At 64.0% G+C, this 17,449-nt stretch carries 15 protein-coding genes; 5 read left to right on the forward strand and 10 right to left on the reverse strand.

Annotation, left to right across the window (positions count from 1 at the left end; all coding sequences use genetic code 11):
* Window positions 1-2: 2 nt before the first annotated feature.
* The 6 genes from AAA969_RS09735 to fliQ all read right to left on the reverse strand — a co-directional run bounded on the left by AAA969_RS09735 (window position 3) and on the right by fliQ (window position 8,500).
* Window positions 3-974, reverse strand: a complete 972-nt coding sequence (locus tag AAA969_RS09735) for a DUF3137 domain-containing protein (protein WP_338245833.1) — start codon at window positions 972-974, stop codon at window positions 3-5.
* Window positions 974-3,661: a valine--tRNA ligase gene (locus tag AAA969_RS09740; protein WP_338245834.1), complete on the reverse strand. Its 2,688-nt coding sequence runs from the start codon at window positions 3,659-3,661 to the stop codon at window positions 974-976. Before AAA969_RS09740 ends, AAA969_RS09735 begins: the two co-directional genes overlap by 1 nt.
* 115 nt (window positions 3,662-3,776) lie before the next feature.
* Complete coding sequence (locus AAA969_RS09745) at window positions 3,777-6,338, reverse strand: hybrid sensor histidine kinase/response regulator (protein WP_338245835.1); 2,562 nt, start codon at window positions 6,336-6,338, stop codon at window positions 3,777-3,779.
* Window positions 6,339-6,378: 40 nt separating this feature from the next.
* Complete coding sequence (gene flhB, locus AAA969_RS09750) at window positions 6,379-7,470, reverse strand: flagellar biosynthesis protein FlhB (RefSeq protein WP_338245836.1); 1,092 nt, start codon at window positions 7,468-7,470, stop codon at window positions 6,379-6,381.
* Between the two features lie 17 nt (window positions 7,471-7,487).
* Window positions 7,488-8,240, reverse strand: a complete 753-nt coding sequence (gene fliR, locus AAA969_RS09755) for a flagellar biosynthetic protein FliR (RefSeq protein WP_338245837.1) — start codon at window positions 8,238-8,240, stop codon at window positions 7,488-7,490.
* Complete coding sequence (gene fliQ, locus AAA969_RS09760) at window positions 8,237-8,500, reverse strand: flagellar biosynthesis protein FliQ (RefSeq protein ID WP_338245838.1); 264 nt, start codon at window positions 8,498-8,500, stop codon at window positions 8,237-8,239. The genes fliR and fliQ overlap by 4 nt, the downstream gene beginning before the upstream one ends.
* A 112-nt stretch (window positions 8,501-8,612) precedes the next feature.
* On the opposite strand from fliQ, the gene AAA969_RS09765 reads away from it, so the two are divergent.
* The 3 genes from AAA969_RS09765 to AAA969_RS09775 all read left to right on the forward strand — a co-directional run bounded on the left by AAA969_RS09765 (window position 8,613) and on the right by AAA969_RS09775 (window position 14,448).
* On the forward strand, window positions 8,613-10,502 hold the full coding sequence (locus AAA969_RS09765) for a DUF885 domain-containing protein (protein WP_338245839.1): 1,890 nt from the start codon (window positions 8,613-8,615) through the stop codon (window positions 10,500-10,502).
* Window positions 10,503-10,667: 165 nt separating this feature from the next.
* Complete coding sequence (locus AAA969_RS09770) at window positions 10,668-12,548, forward strand: DUF885 domain-containing protein (protein ID WP_338245840.1); 1,881 nt, start codon at window positions 10,668-10,670, stop codon at window positions 12,546-12,548.
* A gap of 22 nt (window positions 12,549-12,570) precedes the next feature.
* Window positions 12,571-14,448 carry a DUF885 domain-containing protein gene (locus AAA969_RS09775; RefSeq protein WP_338245841.1) on the forward strand — a complete coding sequence of 626 codons (1,878 nt, stop codon included), beginning with the start codon at window positions 12,571-12,573 and terminating at the stop codon, window positions 14,446-14,448.
* Window positions 14,449-14,572: 124 nt separating this feature from the next.
* Here the strand turns inward: AAA969_RS09775 and fliE are convergent, their stop codons facing one another.
* The 3 genes from fliE to flgB are packed head-to-tail and all read right to left on the reverse strand — an operon-like array spanning window position 14,573 to window position 15,802.
* A complete protein-coding gene (gene fliE / locus AAA969_RS09780) occupies window positions 14,573-14,893 on the reverse strand; it encodes a flagellar hook-basal body complex protein FliE (protein ID WP_338245842.1) in 321 nt (106 codons plus the stop codon).
* Between the two features lie 44 nt (window positions 14,894-14,937).
* Window positions 14,938-15,351, reverse strand: coding sequence for a flagellar basal body rod protein FlgC (gene flgC / locus AAA969_RS09785; protein WP_338245843.1), 414 nt, complete (start codon window positions 15,349-15,351; stop codon window positions 14,938-14,940).
* Window positions 15,352-15,361: 10 nt separating this feature from the next.
* Window positions 15,362-15,802, reverse strand: coding sequence for a flagellar basal body rod protein FlgB (gene flgB / locus AAA969_RS09790; RefSeq protein ID WP_047163752.1), 441 nt, complete (start codon window positions 15,800-15,802; stop codon window positions 15,362-15,364).
* 107 nt (window positions 15,803-15,909) lie between these two features.
* Here flgB and AAA969_RS09795 point away from each other — a divergent pair, with 107 nt between their 5' ends.
* Window positions 15,910-16,242 (forward strand): hypothetical protein, encoded by a 333-nt coding sequence (locus AAA969_RS09795; protein ID WP_338245844.1) that lies wholly within the window; start codon window positions 15,910-15,912, stop codon window positions 16,240-16,242.
* Complete coding sequence (gene fliP, locus AAA969_RS09800; RefSeq protein ID WP_338245845.1) at window positions 16,239-16,994, forward strand: flagellar type III secretion system pore protein FliP; 756 nt, start codon at window positions 16,239-16,241, stop codon at window positions 16,992-16,994. The genes AAA969_RS09795 and fliP overlap by 4 nt, the downstream gene beginning before the upstream one ends.
* A 4-nt stretch (window positions 16,995-16,998) precedes the next feature.
* On the opposite strand, the gene AAA969_RS09805 is transcribed toward fliP, so the two are convergent.
* Window positions 16,999-17,379: an STAS/SEC14 domain-containing protein gene (locus AAA969_RS09805; protein WP_338245846.1), complete on the reverse strand. Its 381-nt coding sequence runs from the start codon at window positions 17,377-17,379 to the stop codon at window positions 16,999-17,001.
* Window positions 17,380-17,449: the final 70 nt, after the last annotated feature.

Raw genomic sequence — 17,449 nt, forward strand, 5'->3', positions numbered from 1 at the left:
CCCTAGACGCCCTGGCGCGCCTCGTGCTCGTTCAGGGCCGACGGCGCGATCAGGAGATCGATCAGCGCCGTGATGTGGTTCAGGTCGTCGATGATTTTCGAGAACCGCCCCTCTTCCGTCAGCGGCTTCAGCATCGAGCCGGCCTCGAAGAGATTGCCGGTCTCCGCCGCGATGATCAGCTCGCCCTGACCACTGTCCTGGTCGAACAGCGCCCGGACATTCTTGCCTTTCAGCGTGGTTTCCAGCGCCAGCAATCGCTCCATGAAGGAGGGTGTCAGCATATAGCGGGCAAGGACCTGATCATTGCCATACACCTCGAAGGCTTTCTCGAAGACCGGATCGACGAGGCCGATCCGCTCCAGCTTGACGCCGCCAAAGGAGCGGCCGAGCGCGTTCAGACCGTTGAACACACCCTGGTCCCGGCTGATGACGGTGATGCCCTCGACCTTGCGCGGGAAGGTGATGCGGATGATCACGCCGCGAAAGACGGTGACATAGCTCGTGCTCTTGCCGGTCTTGCGGCGCTGTTTGAGATCGGCCTCATAGAGTTCGAAATCACAGCCGTCGCGCTCACCGGTGAAATGGTCCTCGAAGGTCTGGCGGTCGGAGGACGGCAGTAGCCCGAAGGTCCGCAGGCGATCGAACCGCGCCGGAGCGTAGGGCTTGAGCTGATAGGTCAGCCCCAGCGTCTCGGCGATCGTCATGTTGAGTTCGAGCTTGATCCGCTTGGCCAGCGACGCCACGCCGGTATTGCCGATGATGAAGCCCAGAAACGGCCCCAGGATGATGAGGAACATCAGCGGGCCCGGGTCTTCAATCACCCCGAAAAAGGCCGCAGCCCCGATCAGCCCGACCGCCACACCGACGCCGAGCCAAATCCAGCGCAGGCGGACGACCCGTTTGCGTTCTTCCTCCAGCTCGGCCAGCCAGGGCGCAAGCCGCTCATCCCAGACCGTCTGGAAGCGTTCGTCCATTACATCCCCTCGAGCCGGGCCAGGGCTTCGGCCATCTTGGCTTTCTGACCGGCATAGTCTTCAAGCTTTTCGCGCTGTTCGGCAACCACCTCGACGGGAGCATTGGCGACGAATTTTTCGTTTCCGAGCTTTTTCTCGAGCCGGCTGATCTCGCCGTCGAGCTTGGCGACTTCCTTGGAGAGACGGTCCTTTTCGGCGGCAAAATCGATGACGCCTTCCAGCGGCAGGGCGAGCGTGGTCGTGCCGAGAACTGTCTGGGCCGAGGCGGGAGGGACGGCCTCGGCGGTCGAGACCTCCGACAGGCGCGCCATGCGCTTGATCAGGGCTTCGTGACGGGCAAAGCGCTCGGTGGTGACGGCATCGGCCCCGACGGCCACCAGCGGCAGCTGGGCCCCGGCGGGGATGTTCATCTCGGCGCGCAGGCGGCGGATATCGGTGATCAGATTGATCAGCCAGTCCATCTCGGCGGTGGCGTCGACGTTTTGCAGGCCGTCGAGCTGCGGCCAGTCGGCGACAATCAGATGGCTGTCGCGGGTGCCGGTCTGGCTCCACAGCTCCTCGGTGACGAAGGGCATGAAGGGGTGCAGCATCTTGAGCGCCTGATCGAGAACGAAGGCGGTCGTCGCCCGGGTCTCGGCCTTGGCCGCCTCATCCTCGCCATTGAAGAGCGGCTTGGCGAATTCCAGGTGCCAGTCGCAGAACACATTCCACACGAAGCGATAGGCGGCGGCCGCGGCGTCGTTGAAGCGATAGCCCTCAAGCCCGGCATTGATCGCCTCGACCGCCTGGGCGGCTTCCGACAGGATCCACTTGTTGACGGTCTGGGTGACGGTCTTGGGGTCGAACCCGGCCGGCACGACGCATTCATTCATCTCGGCAAAACGGGCGGCATTCCACAGCTTGGTGCCGAAATTGCGATAGCCCTCGACGCGTTCCTTGGACATGCGGATATCGCGGCCCTGCCCGGCCTGGGCGGCCAGGGTGAAGCGCACGGCGTCCGCACCATATTCGTCAATCAGCTCCAGCGGGTCGATCACATTGCCCTTGGACTTGGACATTTTCTGACCCTTCTCGTCACGGACGAGGGCGTGGATATAGACGTCCTTGAAGGGCACTTGCGGCTTTCCGTCGGCATCCTTCATGAAGTGAAGGCCCTGCATCATCATGCGGGCGACCCAGAAGAAGATGATGTCGAAGGCGGTGATCAGAACCGAGGTCGGATAGAATTTCTCGACCAGCTCCGGCGTGTCATCCGGCCAGCCCAGCGTCGAGAAGGGCCAGAGCGCGGAGGAAAACCAGGTGTCGAGGACGTCTTCGTCCTGGCTCAGCGGAACGTCCTTGCCATCCTTCGCCCGCGCCTGTTCGGCAGCCTCGGCTTCGCTCTCGGCGACGAAGACATTGCCGTCCTCGTCATACCAGGCCGGAACCCGATGCCCCCACCAGAGCTGGCGCGAGATGCACCAGGGCTGGATGTTGCGCATCCATTCAAAATAGGTCTTTTCCCAGGTCTTGGGGTGGAAGGTGGTGCGACCATCCTCGACGGCAGCGATGGCCTCCTTGGCCAGCTCGCCCGCATTCACATACCACTGATCGGTCAGCCAGGGCTCGATGACGACGCCGGAGCGGTCGCCATAGGGCTGCTGGATGACCTTGTCCTCGACGGCGCGCAGAAGGCCCAGCTCGTCCATTTTCGCGACCAGCTTCTTGCGGGCTTCGAACCGATCGAGACCACGCCATTCAGCCGGAATCCGATCGAGACCACCGGTGCCGTCATCCTCGTTCAGGAGACGCGCTTCACGGTCGAGAATATTGACCTTGGGCAGGTCGTGACGCTTGCCGACCTCGAAATCGTTGAAGTCGTGCGCCGGGGTGATCTTCACACAGCCCGTGCCCTGCTCCGGGTCGGCATGCTCGTCGGCGACGATCGGGATTTCGACATTGGCGATCGGCAACATGATCGTCTTGCCGATCAGGTGCTGGTAGCGCTCATCGTCCGGGTGGACGGCGACAGCGCTGTCACCGAGCACGGTTTCCGGGCGCGTCGTGGCGACCACCAGCTCACCGGAGCCATCGGCCAGCGGATAGGCGAAATGCCAGAAATGGCCCTGGGTCTCGCGGTTCTCGACCTCGAGGTCGGAGATCGCGGTCTGGAAGTGCGGATCCCAGTTCACCAGGCGTTTATCGCGGTAGATCAGGCCCTGCTGGTGCAGTTCGACGAACACCTTGAGGACGGCCTTCGACAGGCCCTCATCCAGGGTGAAGCGCTCACGCGACCAGTCGCAGGTCGCGCCGAGACGGCGCAGCTGCTGCATGATGGCGCCGCCACTTTCTTCCTTCCATTCCCAGACGCGTTTGATGAAGGCCTCACGGCCCATGTCGCGGCGGGAGATATTGCCTTCCTGCGCGAGCTGGCGCTCGACCACCATCTGGGTGGCGATGCCGGCATGGTCGGTGCCCGGCTGCCACAGCACGGAGCAACCCAGCATGCGCTTGTAGCGGACCAGAACGTCCTGCAGCGTATTGTTCAGCGCGTGGCCGATATGCAGACGACCGGTGACGTTGGGCGGCGGAATGACGATCGAGAAGGCCTCGGCCTTGTCGTCATTTTTCGGCTTGAAGGCGCCGCTGTCTTCCCAGGCCTGATAGATCCGGGTTTCCGCGTCATTCGGATTGAAGGTCTTGTCCATGATGGTCCGCACTGGCTCTGTGGCGCGTGATCGCGCGTTTGCACCTTTATGGACATCTGACCGGAATTGTCAGCCCGCAAACTGCGGATCAGCCCCCTCGCCTGCGACAGCGCCCCTATTCGCGCCGTTCGCCGAGCTCTTCCTTCACCTTCTCGGCCAACTGGGTGAGCGTGAAGGGTTTGGGCAGGAAGGAGACGTCCTGCTCCCTCGACAGCGTTTCGGAGAACTGCTCGGCCGCATAGCCGGAGATGAAGACGACCCGGGTATCCTTGAGCATGTCGCGCGCCTTCATCAGCAGGCCCGGACCATCCAGCCCCGGCATCACCACGTCGGAGATCAGCAGGTCGAACCCCTCCTCGTCATCCTCGAGGATCTCGTAGGCCTCTTCGCCATCACAGGCCTCGACCACGTCATAGCCGCGCTTGGTCAGCGTCTTGGCGGCGATCTGGCGAACCGCGTCCTCGTCCTCGACGAGCAGGATGCGGCCGCGACCGGACAGGTCGGCGGGCGCCTTCTCGACGGTCTTGGCGACCTCGGCCTGCTCCATCTCCACCGCCTCTTCCTCGGTCGGCGCATGGCCCGGCAGGTAGATGGTGAAGGTCGTGCCCTTGCCGACCTCACTGTCGGCGAACAGGAAGCCGCCGGACTGTTTGACGATGCCGTAGACCGTGGCGAGACCGAGACCGGTGCCCTTGCCCGCCTCCTTGGTCGTAAAGAAGGGCTCGAAGATCTTCTCCATGGTCGCCTTGTCCATGCCATGCCCCTGATCGGTCACGGCGATGGAGAGCCAGTCGCCCTCGCGCGGATTGGGAGCGCCGGCACTGCGCACGGTGTCAGCATCGACGCGGGCGGTCTTCACCACCAGCGAGCCGCCACCGTTTTCGCGCATCGCATCGCGGGCATTAGCGGCGAGATTGATGATGGCGGTTTCGAGCTGGCCCTTGTCGGCCTTGATCATCGGCAGGTCGCGGCCATGCACGATGTCGAGCCGCACCGTCTCCTCGACGATCTGGCGCAGCAGCACCGAGACGTCGGACAGGAGATCGCCGATATCCAGCGTTTCCATGCGGAAGGTCTGCTTGCGCGAGAAGGCGAGCAGCTTGCGGACCAGGCCGGCGGCGCGAGCCACGGTCTGGTTGATCGCCTGCAGCTCGGAATAGTCCGGATCGCCCACCGGGTGACGGTTCAGGAGTTCGTCGCAATTGAGCCGGACCGCGGTCAGAAGGTTGTTGAAATCGTGGGCAACACCACCGGCGAGCTGACCGACCGCCTGCATCTTGTTGGCCTGGGAAAACTGGCGCTCCAGCTCCTTCCAGGCGGTCACGTCGATGACATAGGCGACGCGCTTGCCGCCGCGGGCAGGGGCAAAGGCGAGGTGGACATAGACGCCCTTGTCATCGCGATCGAGGCGGGCTTCGGCCGGATCGCTGCTGCCGGCCATCGCCGCGGCGAAGGCGTCGGTCGGCGAACGACCGTCTTCCCAGTTGAACAGGTCGCAGAACTTGATGCCCGGCAGCGCCTTGCCACCCGAGAGCTGGACCAGGGCCGGGTTGACGTCCTCGATCATGGCGGTCTCCGGATCCGCACCATCAAGCCGCACCACACCGAACGGCGCATTGCCGAACATGTCGTCCAGGGTCCGGCCGGTCGGTCGGGCTTCGGCGGTATCACTGGCGGCCATCGCCTGGGCGACGCCGGGAGGCGCGCCGGTGATCGACAGGCCGTACATCACGGCCCGACCGGCACCGGGATCACCCGGCGCCCACTCGACCGCAATCGCGACCGGGCTTTCAATCCCGTCCCGCGCCTTCATGCGGGCATCGATGCGGGCGATGCCCTCACCGCCCCGGGTCTGCAGCACCCGCCGGGCACCATCGCCGGTCAGCATGTCCTTGAGCGCCGGGAAGGATGCGCCCTCGGCGAGACCCAGCCAGTCGCGCAGCGTGGCATTGCCCATCGGGATGTCGCCATTGGCGCGCAGCGAGAAGAGCGCAACCGGTGAATGCTGGGACCAGTCGGCCAGAGCGCCGGCCGCCCCGCCATCGCGATCCCCGGAGGGCATTAGCCGCCACAGGATCAGGCCGCCCTCCTGCGGTGCCGCTTCGAGGTGAAAGCGCTGTACGCCGTGCTCGCCCAGATCGAGCGGCGGCAGGAGTTCGCGGGCGCTGTCGCCCTGGGCCGCCGCGCGCGCCAGCCGATACACCGTTCCGTCGCCGCCACCGGATCCGGCCCACAGCCGGTCCACGGTCGGCAGGCCAAAGCTCTGACCGAAGCCACCTGCCTTGCGCGCCAGCTCGCGATAGGCCGCATTGGCCCAGCGCGCTGCGCCGCGCTGATCGGAGATCAGCACCGGGTCCGGAAACCCGTCCATGGCAGCAAAACCGATATCGGTGGTGCTCGGAGCCTGATTGCGCACGACCTGGCGCCGCATGGTCTGCCCCGCCGCCTCGCCGGCAGCGATTGCAAACAGGATCAGTACCGCAATGACCGCCAGTCCGAACAGATAGACGAGACCATGGCCGCCATCCTGGCCGGCGCCGATCAGGGCCACGGCAGCCGCCGCCACGGCAATGCAGCCGCAGACCCAGAAGGCAACACGCCCGGCCGGTTTCGACCAGAACGGCTTGCGTTCGATATTGGCATCGACTTGCGGGGTCGGCGGGGAGGTATCGGCCATGGGAGGGCTCCGGCGCGAATCAGGACTTTGAACGATCAGTCTACTCGCTCGGACGGTATCGTGCGCGCCGTCCCTGAGTGAGGGAGAGGACGTAGCCGACCACTTTGGCCACGGCCTGGAAATGCTCGGTCGGGATTTCCGCGTCGAGGTCGGCGGTCGCGTGCAGCGCCCGCGCCAGGGGCGGATCCTCGACGATGGGGACACTATGCTCGGCGCCGACCTCGCGGATGCGCAAGGCGACCTCGTCGACACCCTTGGCGACACAGATCGGGGCCGGCGTCTCGCCCTGAACATAATACAGCGCGATGGCATAGTGGGTCGGGTTGGTGACGATCACGGTGGCGTCGGGGACCTTGGTCATCATCCGGCGCTGGGCCCGCTCATGGCGCAGCTGGCGCAGCTTGGCCCGGACCAGCGGGTCACCCTCGGACTGCTTCATCTCGTCCTTGATCTCGCGCCGCGACATCCGGTTGCGCTTCATGAAGCTCTGGCGCTGGAAGACATAGTCGAGGGCCGCGATCACCGCGTAGACGATCAGGGCCGCGAGCAGCAGCTCGATCGCGCCTTGCCGGACCAGCGGCAGCAAAGCGGTGATGTCGAGCGCCGGCATGCCGGCCAGGATCTCGCGCTTGGGGTAGATAACGAGAAAGGCCGCCACGGCGACCAGTGCCATCTTGCCGACGCCCTTGAGGAAGTTGGCCAGGCCCTGGGGTCCGAAATTGCGTTTGAAACCCTCGATCGGATTGATCTTGTCGAATTTGGGCTGGATCTTTTCCGTCGTGAACAACATGCCCTGCTGCACGTAGTGACCGGCGAAACCAGCGACCGCGAACATCGCGATCGGCAGGCCGACGGCGGCCACGACCTGCCAGGACAGGGTCTGCATCAGCGTCATCATCGCGCCTGGCTCAATCGCGAAGCGGTGCGGCTGTTCGAAGAAAATCTCCATCGACCCGGCCAGCGCGCGCGCCATCATGGGAAAGATGAAGCTCAGCAGGGCCAGACCGGAGGCGAGGATGAACCAGCCCGGGATTTCCTGCGACTTGGCGACATCGCCTTTCTCGCGTGCGTCATCCAGCCGCCGCTGGGTGGGTTCCTCGGTTTTCTGGCTGTCGTCTTCGCCTTCGGCCATGCGTGCTCAGCCTTCCCTCAGTTCATGTCCAGCGCGAAGCGCTGCATGCGCTCCAGCCAGACGGCGCTCATCGCGCCAACGGCGATCGCGAGGATGAACAGTCCGACGAGGATGTTCGACGGCATCGCGATGAAGAAGATTTGCGCCTGCGGCATGAGTCGCGAGAGTATCCCCAGCGCGAAATAGAACAAGAGGCCGTACATGATCAGCGGCGAGGCCAGCTGGATGCCGAGACGGAAGGCATCGGCGAACGCGGTCAGCGCCCAGTCGGCGGCATCGGCCATCGAGGGCATCGCCCCGGGCTCGAACACCACGTAGGAGTTGAGTGCCATCTGCAGCAACATGTGATGGGTATTGGTGGCCAGCAGCAAGAGCAGGAAGGTCAGGTTCAAGTAGGTGGCAATCAGCGCCCCTTGCGAGCCTTGCGACGGGTCGAAGGACTGGGCCATGGCGAGACCGGTCTGCATGCCGATCACCTGGCCGGCGACCGCCGCGGTCGAAACCAGCATGCGCGCGACCGCGCCGATCATCAGGCCGGTGATGACCTCACCGATGACAATCCCCGCCATCGCCAGTGGCTGCGGCGGCATGGCCGGCAGCGAGGGCGCAATGATCGGCGCCATGATCAGGCATAGCAGCAGGGCGAAGACCAGGCGGATCCGGACCGGAATCGATGGCTCACCAAAACCGGGCAGCAGCATCAGGATGGCGCCCAGCCGGGCAAAGACCAGGCCCGCCGCATAGACCAGGGCTGGCAGTTCCGGGATCATGGATTGGCGATCCGGTCGAAGATCATCGTCATGAAGCCGGCCATCAGCCCGCCCATCAGGGGCAGGAAGAGCAGCAGGGCGATGAAGATCGCGATGATCTTCGGGACGAAGACCAAGGTCATTTCCTGAACCTGGGTCAGGGCCTGGAACAAGGCGATCGTGACACCCACAGCGAGGCCGACCAGCATGACGGGTGCCGCCATAGCCAGCATGAGCCAAATGGCTTCTCTCGCAAAATCAAGGACTTCAGGTCCGGTCACGGGTCTCGCCTCAGCACCAGCGGGGAGAATCGGTTGAAAGATTAAGTATATTTACGGATGCCTTCGCGGCATTAAGAAAACGTCAATTCTGGTAAACGGGGACAAACCTGCCATGCGCCTACATTTCCTACTCGCCGGAGCCAGCGCCCTGGCCCTGGCCGCAGCCTGCACACCGGCCGACGAAACCGAAACGGCCGCCATTGCCACACAGGCAGCGGTTGCCGAAAACATGGCGGGCGACACTTCCCCGGCCGAGCAGACCGAAACCGAACGCCTCTATGCCTGGTTCCAGGAGCAGTTCGAGGCCGAACTTGCCTATAACCCGATCGGCAAGACCTATCTGGGCATGATTGATGACCTGGAAGCCTATGGCCAGTGGGATGACCCCAGCGAGCAGGCCTATCGCGACAGCCTGCAGCGCTCCGCCGAACGCCAGCGCTACATGCGGGAGAATTTCGACTATGGCGCGCTGACCCCGGAAGCCCAGATCACCTGGCGCTTCTCCGAATTCATCCACGAGAACAATTCCCAGCAGTCCGAGTTCTGGGACCACAACTACATCTTTTCGTCCTTCTTCGGCCCCCACACCGGCCTGGCCACGACGCTGATTGGCTACCACCGGATCGACAATGTCGACCACGCCGAGGCCTATGTCAGCCGTCTGCTGGGTCTGGGCGACGTGCTCGACGTCAACACGCAGCAAGCCGATGACCGGGCGCGGCAAGGCGTGCTCGCGCCGGCCTTCGCCTATCCGATCATCATTGAGGCCGCACAGCGTTTCGTGACCGGTGCCCCGTTCGATGACAGCGGTGGGGACTCGCCGCTGTGGGCCGATTTCAAGGGCAAGCTGGGCGAAATCGAGCTGGATGATGCGACCCGTCAGGATCTGCTCGATCGCGCCGAGGCGGCTCTGCTGACTGGCGTCGGTCCGGCCTATGACCGGCTGATCACAACCATGCAGGCCCATGCCGCTATGGCCGGTGACGCCAATAACGGCGCCTGGTCCCTGCCGGAGGGCGAGGCCTTCTATCGCAGCCAGCTGATGAACTACACCACCCGCACCGACCTGACCGCGGACCAGATCCACCAGACCGGCCTTGATGAAGTTGCGCGGATCCATGGCGAGATGCGGGCGATCATGGAGCAGGTCGGCTTCGAGGGCTCACTGCAGGACTTCTTCGAGCACCTGCGCACCAGTGACGAGTTCTACTACGAGGACTCCGAGGCCGGACGGGCGCGTTATCTCGAGGAATCGGCCGCCATGATCCGGCAAATCGAGCAGGCCGCTCCGGACTTCTTCGGCCAGCTGCCGCAAGCCCAGCTCGAGGTTCGCGCCGTCGAGGACTACCGTATCACAACCGCGACCGGCGCCTTCTATGAGCCGGGATCGCTCGATGGAACCCGGCCCGGCGCCTACTATGTCAACCTCGCCAATATGCGCGACAACCCGACCTATTTGATGGAGTCGCTCGCCTATCACGAGGGATCGCCGGGTCACCACTTCCAGTCATCGCTGGCGCAGGAGCTCGAGAACGCGCCGATGTTCCAGCGCCTGCAATGGTATTCCGCCTATGGCGAAGGCTGGGCGCTCTATGCCGAGAACCTGGGCAAGGACATGGGCTTCTTCACCGACCCCTACCAGGATTTCGGCCGCCTCTCCTATGAGGTCTTCCGGGCGGCCCGCCTCGTCGTCGACACCGGCATCCACCATCTGCAATGGAGCGAGCAGGAAGCAGTCGATTACATGCTGGCCGCAACCCCGATGCCGGAAGGCGATATCGCCAATGAGGTGCGTCGCTACATGGTATGGCCGGGTCAGGCGGTCTCCTACAAGGTCGGAATGATGACCATTCTCGACCTGCGCCAGCGCGCCATGGACCAGCTGGGCGATGATTTCAGCTATGGCGAGTTCCACGACATTGTCCTGACCAATGGCTCCATCCCGCTGACCCTGCTGGAAGAGCTGGTCGATGCGTGGATCGCACGCAAGCTGGCCGAGTAGCGGCCGTGCCCGCGCGGCCGGTTTGACATCGCTGACAGGCCGCGCACTATTCCGAGACCGGATTTGTCCAGCCGTCGCCCCTTCGACCGGGGCGGCGGCTGGACTATGTAAAGAGACGGCCCGTCTGGTCTGGGAGAGAGACCGGGCGCGCCAGGGGAGACAATCATGACCAAGACCCGCGCCTGGCTCGCCACGGCCTCCATCGCTGTTCTGATGGCCGCCTGCTCACCGCCCTCCAATCCTGCCGGGAACACGGATCCGGCGCCGGCGGAGACCTCGGCAGCGGCCAGCGAGCAGACTGAAAGCGAACGCCTCTACGCCTGGTTCGCGGAGCTTTTCGAAGCCGATCTGGCGCGCTCGCCGCAGCAGCAGACGGGGCTGGGACGGATTGACGATCTCACCGCCTATGGCCAGTGGGATGATGTCAGCGATGAGGCTGCAGAGGCGACGCAACAACGCCGCATCGAGCGCCTCGCCACCATGCGCGAGCGCTATGACTATGACGCGCTCGATCGGGATGCGCGGGTCTCCTACCGGGTCTTTGAATACCTGCAGGAAACCGGCATCCGCCAATACGGCTTCCGCGACCAGACTTACGTCTTCACCCAGATGTTCGGCCCCCATACCGGCATGCCCTCGACCCTGATCGGTCAGCACCGGGTCGAAACTGTCGCCCACGCCGAGGCCTATATCTCGCGCCTTGCCGGGATCGGTCCGATCTTCGACACACTGATCGCCCGCGCCGACGCGCGCGCCGAAGCCGGCGTCATCCCGCCGCGCTTTGCCTTTGAATACCTGCTCGGCAACACCCGGGCCGTCATTACTGGCGCCCCGTTTGACGACAGCGATGCAGTCTCGCCGCTGCTGGCCGACTTCACCGCGAAGGTCGAGGCGCTCGACGTCGATGACGCGGTCAGGGCCGACCTGATCAGCCGCGGCACCGCCGCCCTCACCGAAACCGTCGGGCCGGCCTATGAGCGCCTGCTGGCGATCTTCGAGCGCCACCAGGACATGGCCGATGATCGCGACGGCGCCTGGAAGCTGCCGCGCGGCGAGGCCTATTACGAGAGCCAGCTGGCGGCCTTCACCACCCTGCCCGATCTGTCGCCGCAGGAAGTCCATGATACCGGTCTGGCCGAGATCGCCCGCATCCACGAAGAGATGCGCGGCATCATGGAACAGGTCGGCTTTGAGGGCTCGCTGCAGGACTTCTTCGAGTTCATGCGCACCGACCCGCAATTCTACTATCCCAATACCGATGAAGGCCGGGCCGCCTATATGGCCGCGGTCGGTGGGATCTTCGACCGGGTCCGCGGCGTCCTGCCGGACTATTTCGACACCATGCCGCAAGGCGAGATGGTGGTGCGCGAAGTCGAGCCCTATCGCGCGGCCGGTTCTCCGACAGCCTTTTACAGCTCCGGCTCACTCGATGGATCGCGGCCCGGCGTCTATTACGCCAATACCCTGAACATGCGGAACCTGCCGATCTACCAGATGGAAACGCTGGCCTATCACGAGGGCATTCCCGGCCACCATTTCCAGCTCACCCTGGGACAGGAGCAGGAAGGCACACCGATGTTCCAGCGTTTCCTCTACCTGTCGGCCTTCGGCGAGGGCTGGGCGCTCTATGCCGAGAGCCTGGGCAAGGACATGGGCATGTTCACCGATCCCTATCAGGACTTCGGCCGTCTCGCCTACGAGCTGTGGCGTGCCGGACGCCTGGTCGTGGATACCGGCATCCACTCGCTGCGCTGGTCGCGCGAGGAGGCGATCGACTATTTGCGGACCAACACCTCCTTCACCGTGGAAGAGATCACCCGCGAGGTCGAGCGCTATATCGTCTGGCCGGGCCAGGCGACCTCCTACAAGACCGGCCAGATGCGGATCCAGCAATTGCGCGACTTTGCCCAGGCCGAACTGGGTGACGCCTTCGACTATGGCGAATTTCATGACGTGGTGCTGACCAATGGCTCGCTGCCGCTGGCGGTCCTGACCGAGCTGATCAATGACTATGTCGAAGAAAAACGGGCCGGATCGGCCGAGTAGAAGACCAAGAAGGGGTATGACTATGCGACTTTCACACCTGGCCGCCGGCGTCTCGGCGCTCGCCCTCCTGACAGCCTGCAATGCCGCTGACGAGACCGGCGCGACATCAGAGGCGATGCCGGCTGAAACCGCCGCAACAACCGAGACCCTGGCCGATGCGGCCTCGCAGACCGCCGAGGAAACCGAGTCCGATCGCCTCAATGCCTGGTTCCAGGAGGTGTTTGACCGCGACGTCGCGCGTTCGCCGATGACCCAGACCTTCCTCGGCATGAAGACCAATTACGACCAGTGGTCCGATGCCTCGCCGGAATTCGCGCAGGAAAGCTTCGAACTCGGGCAGGCGGACCTCGCCCACATGCGCGAAACCTTCGACTACGACGCGCTCGATGACAGCGCCCAGCTGTCCTGGCACCTGTTCGAGTACGACGCTGAACGCTCGGCCGAAGGCCAGCGCTGGATTGACCATCGCTACACCTTCACCCCGCGTTCGGGACCGCACATGAATGCGGCCTCCTTCCTGATCAACAACCACCGGGTCGACACCGTCGAGGATGCCGAGGCCTATATCGGCCGCCTGCGCAATCTGCCGGTCTATATGGACCAGAGCATCGCCAATTCGCGGCGCTCGGCGGAGATCGGTGTGCTGACACCGCTCTGGACCTATGAGCCGATGATCACGACCGCGCGCAACATCATCTCCGGCGCCCCGTTCGATGATGGCGAGGCCAGCCCCCTGCTGGCCGATTTCACCGGCAAAGTCGAAGCGCTCGGGCTTGAGGCCGACGAGCAGGCGCGCCTGATCAGCGAGGCCGAGGCCGCCCTGACCGAAGCCGTCGCCCCGGCCTATGAGCGTGTGATCGCCCTGTTCGAGGAGCAGGCCGCCGTCGCCACCGAGGATGATGGCGTCTGGAAACACCCCGATGGCGGTGAGTTCTACAACTACCTGCTCAATGGCTATACGACGATGGACCTGTCGGCCGAGGAGATCCACCAGCTCGGCCTGTCGGAAGTCGCCCGCATCCATGACGAGATGCGCGCAATCATGGAACAGGTTGGCTATGAGGGGTCGCTGCAGGACTTCTTCGAATTCATGCGCACCGACGAACAGTTCTACTACCCCAATACCGATCAGGGGCGTGACGACTACCTCGCCGACGCAACGGCACTGATCGACACCATGCGTGAAACCCTGCCGCAGATGTTCAACACCTTCCCGCGGGCCGAAATGGAAGTGCGCCGGGTCGAGATCTTCCGTCAGGACAGTGCCGGCAAGGCCTTCTACCAGCGCCCGGCCCCGAACGGCTCCCGCCCGGGCGTCTATTATGCCAACCTGCGCGACATGTCGCTGATGCCGACCTACCAGATGGAGGCGCTCGCCTATCACGAGGGCATTCCGGGTCACCACATGCAGCTGGCGATCATGCAGGAGCTCGAGGGCGTGCCGGCCTTCCGGCGTTTCGGCGGCTATACCGCCTATACCGAAGGCTGGGGTCTCTACACCGAGTATCTGCCCAAGGAATACGGCTTCTACTCGGACCCCTATTCCGACTTCGGCCGACTGGCGATGGAGTTGTGGCGGGCCTGCCGACTGGTCGTCGACACCGGTCTGCACAGCCAGCAATGGACGCGTCAGGAAGCGGTCGACTACCTGGCCGAGAACACGCCCAACCCGTTGGGCGACAGCATCGCCGCGATCGATCGCTACATCGTCTATCCGGGCCAGGCGACAGCCTACAAGGTCGGCATGCTCGAAATCCTGCGCCTGCGCGGTGTCGCCGAGGAAGCTCTTGGTGATCGCTATGACATCCGCGATTTCCACGACGTCGTCCTGACCCAGGGCGCGATGCCGCTCTCGGTCCTCGAGCAACGCGTCAATGCATGGATCGCCGACGCCGAGTAAACGGCGACCTTGCCGCCAACGAGACCGGCCTCCCGGCAGATGTCGGGAGGCCGTTTTTGTATCGGACCACGAAAAAGCCCCGACCAGGGCCGGGGCTTGTCATGACAGCGCGGGCGGTCCGGCGTCAGATCGGCATGCGCAGGATTTCCTGGTAGGCCTTCACCACCTCGTCGCGCACGGCGACGACCGTCTCGAGCGAGATCTCGGCCGCGGACACCGCGGTTACAACGTCGATCAGTTCCGCCTCACCGGCAGCCCCGGCGGCGGTCATCCGCTCGGACATGGCCAGGGTCTGGCCGGTATCGGCGATGGCACTGGTGACCATCGAGCCGAAATCCATGCCGCCACCGGTCGCGGCTGCGTCCTGGCTCGACCCCATGGCGGATTGCTGGGCGGTACGGATCGCGGCTTGGTACGCCTGGACGGCGGAGAGATCAGCGGCCATGGACTGTGTCCTTCATCCTGTTTCTAGGGCTCGCGTCCGCTGTTCTAGCGGCGCAGCAGATCGAGCGCCCGCTCCTGCATGCGGCGGGCATTCTCGATCATGTTGAGATTGGCTTCGTAGGTGCGCATGGCTTCGCGCATGTCCATCATCTCGACCAGCGTCTGCACGTTGGAGGTCTGGACATAGCCCTCCGCATTCGCGGCCGGGTGACCGGGATCGAACTCCAGTGTGAAGTCGCTCTGGTCATAGGCAACATCGGTCATGCGCACGGCATTGAGCCCGGTCGCGCGATCGAGTTCGGCCTCGAAGACCGGGACCTGACGGCGATAGGGCTCACCGCCCGCCTCGCGGGAGGTGGAGTCGGCGTTGGCAATATTTTCCGAGATGATCCGCATCCGCGCGGCTTGCGCCCGCATGCCGAAGGCGGAGATTTGCATGGCGTCTGAAGCGTTACCCATCGATCACTCCCTAGCGGCCCGGCGCGCGGATCGCGGTCCGCAGCAGGCCAATGCTTTTCTGGTACAGGGTCACCGCGCTCTCATAGCGCATGCGGTTTTCCTGGGCCCGGACCATCTGTTCTTCAATCACGACCGAGTTGCCGTTGACGGTCGTCTCGGAGTCCGGGCTCTCGCTGGCTTGCCACAAGGACGACGACCCGCCGTCTGCGCCGGACGCCGGGATATGACCGGCATTGGTGGTGGTCAGGCGCAGGGCTCCCCGACCGCCGGTCTCACCGCCACTCATCTGCGAGCGCAGGGCTGCATGGAAGTCGGACTCGTCCAGGTCACGCGGCGTATAGCCGGGCGTATTCGCGTTGGCGACGTTCTCCGCGATCACCTGTTGGCGGTCGGCGTGAAAACTCATCGATTGTCGAAGCAGTGCCAGGACCGGCACGTCATCGGGCCGCATGTGCGAATCCCCTTTCCTATTCGTGAACGAAGGTGGTCCCGCACGGTTAACGGCGGCTTAACCGCATCACCCCACACAGTCATCATTGATTATGAGGCCTCACCGCGATGTCGGATATCGTCACCTGGACCAGCTATCTGTTCGCCATCTCCATCCTGGTCGTCCTGCTCGGCGGGCTCGGCCTGTTCGGCTATGCGGTCCAGAAGGGCTGGCTGTTGCAGCAGATGACCGGGCTGCGCCGCATCGGTGGCCATGAGCGGCGTCTGAAAATCAGGGAGACGCTCGTGATTGACCCGCGCCGCCGGCTCGTGATTCTCCAGGCCGACGGGGCCGAGCACGTGGTTTTGCTCGGTATGGAGCGCGAGACCGTGTTGTCGACAGCCCCGGCCAGACCGGACCTTGATGCCGCCCCCTCGCCGGCCGTGGAGCGATCCGCATGAGCGCGCGCAAGGGTCTGTGGGCCTGCCTCGCCCTTTTCCTGCTCGGCCTGATCACCCTGGCCGGCTTTCAGGCGGAAGCGCAGACCGTCACGATTGAAGCCGGTCAGGAAGGCGCCCTGACCGAGCGTGTGCTGCAGCTGATCGCGCTGCTGACTGTTCTTTCGCTGGCCCCCTCCATCGTCATCATGACGACGAGTTTCGTGCGCATCATTGTGGTCCTGTCCCTGCTGCGGACCGGCCTCGGCCTGCAGCAGAGCCCGCCCAATGCCGTGCTGGTCTCGCTGGCCATCTTCCTGACCGGCTTCATCATGGCGCCGGTCTTCACGCAGTCCTATGAGGACGGCATCCAGCCCCTGCTGGCGGAGGAAATCGAGCTGACCGAGGCGTTCGATCGCTCGACCGGCCCGCTCAAGACCTTCATGCTCACCCATGTGCGCGAGGACGACCTCGCCCTCTTCATCGACATGTCCCAGCAGGCCGTGCCGGAGACGCCGGAGGATACCTCCTTCTGGGTGGTCGCGCCCGCCTTCATGATCTCCGAATTGCGGCGCGCCTTCGAGATCGGCTTCCTGCTTTTCATCCCCTTCCTGATCATCGACCTCGTGGTCGCCTCGATCCTGATGTCGATGGGCATGATGATGCTGCCGCCCATCGTCATCTCGCTACCGTTCAAGCTGATCTTCTTCGTGCTCGTTGACGGCTGGCGACTGGTCGTCGGATCGCTGGTGCAGAGTTTCGGGACGCTGAACTGACGTCTCAGCCCTTGGCCGGATCATCCGCCAGCAGCCATTTGTTGGCCGCGCCCAGCGCATCATTGCCAAAGACCCGTACCGGCATGGGCAGGAAGATCGCCGTGCCCTGGACCATCGCCGCCATGACGTGATCATCGGTGACGACAGCAATGCGGGTGATGTCCTTCAGATGGTCGAGGCCGAGCCGCATGTCGGCCCACATCGCTCCGGCGGTAAAGCCGTCAAACTCAGGTCCGAACCAGTACAGCATCGCGACCGGGCCGTGCGCGGCAATCGCCGCCTCGAGGCCGGGGACGAGGGCATCTGAATAGTCGGATGCAGACAGGGTGCCGACGGCCTTGGCCACCACGACACCGGATGTTTCGCCCGTTTCAACAAGGATCATGACAGGTCTCCTTCAAAGACCTCTCCTTGGTTAGGCTCTAATACCCGCAATGAACACAGGGGAAATCGTC

Origin of the sequence: Maricaulis maris, assembly GCF_036322705.1 — a bacterium.
Classification (GTDB): Bacteria; Pseudomonadota; Alphaproteobacteria; order Caulobacterales; family Maricaulaceae; genus Maricaulis; species Maricaulis maris_B.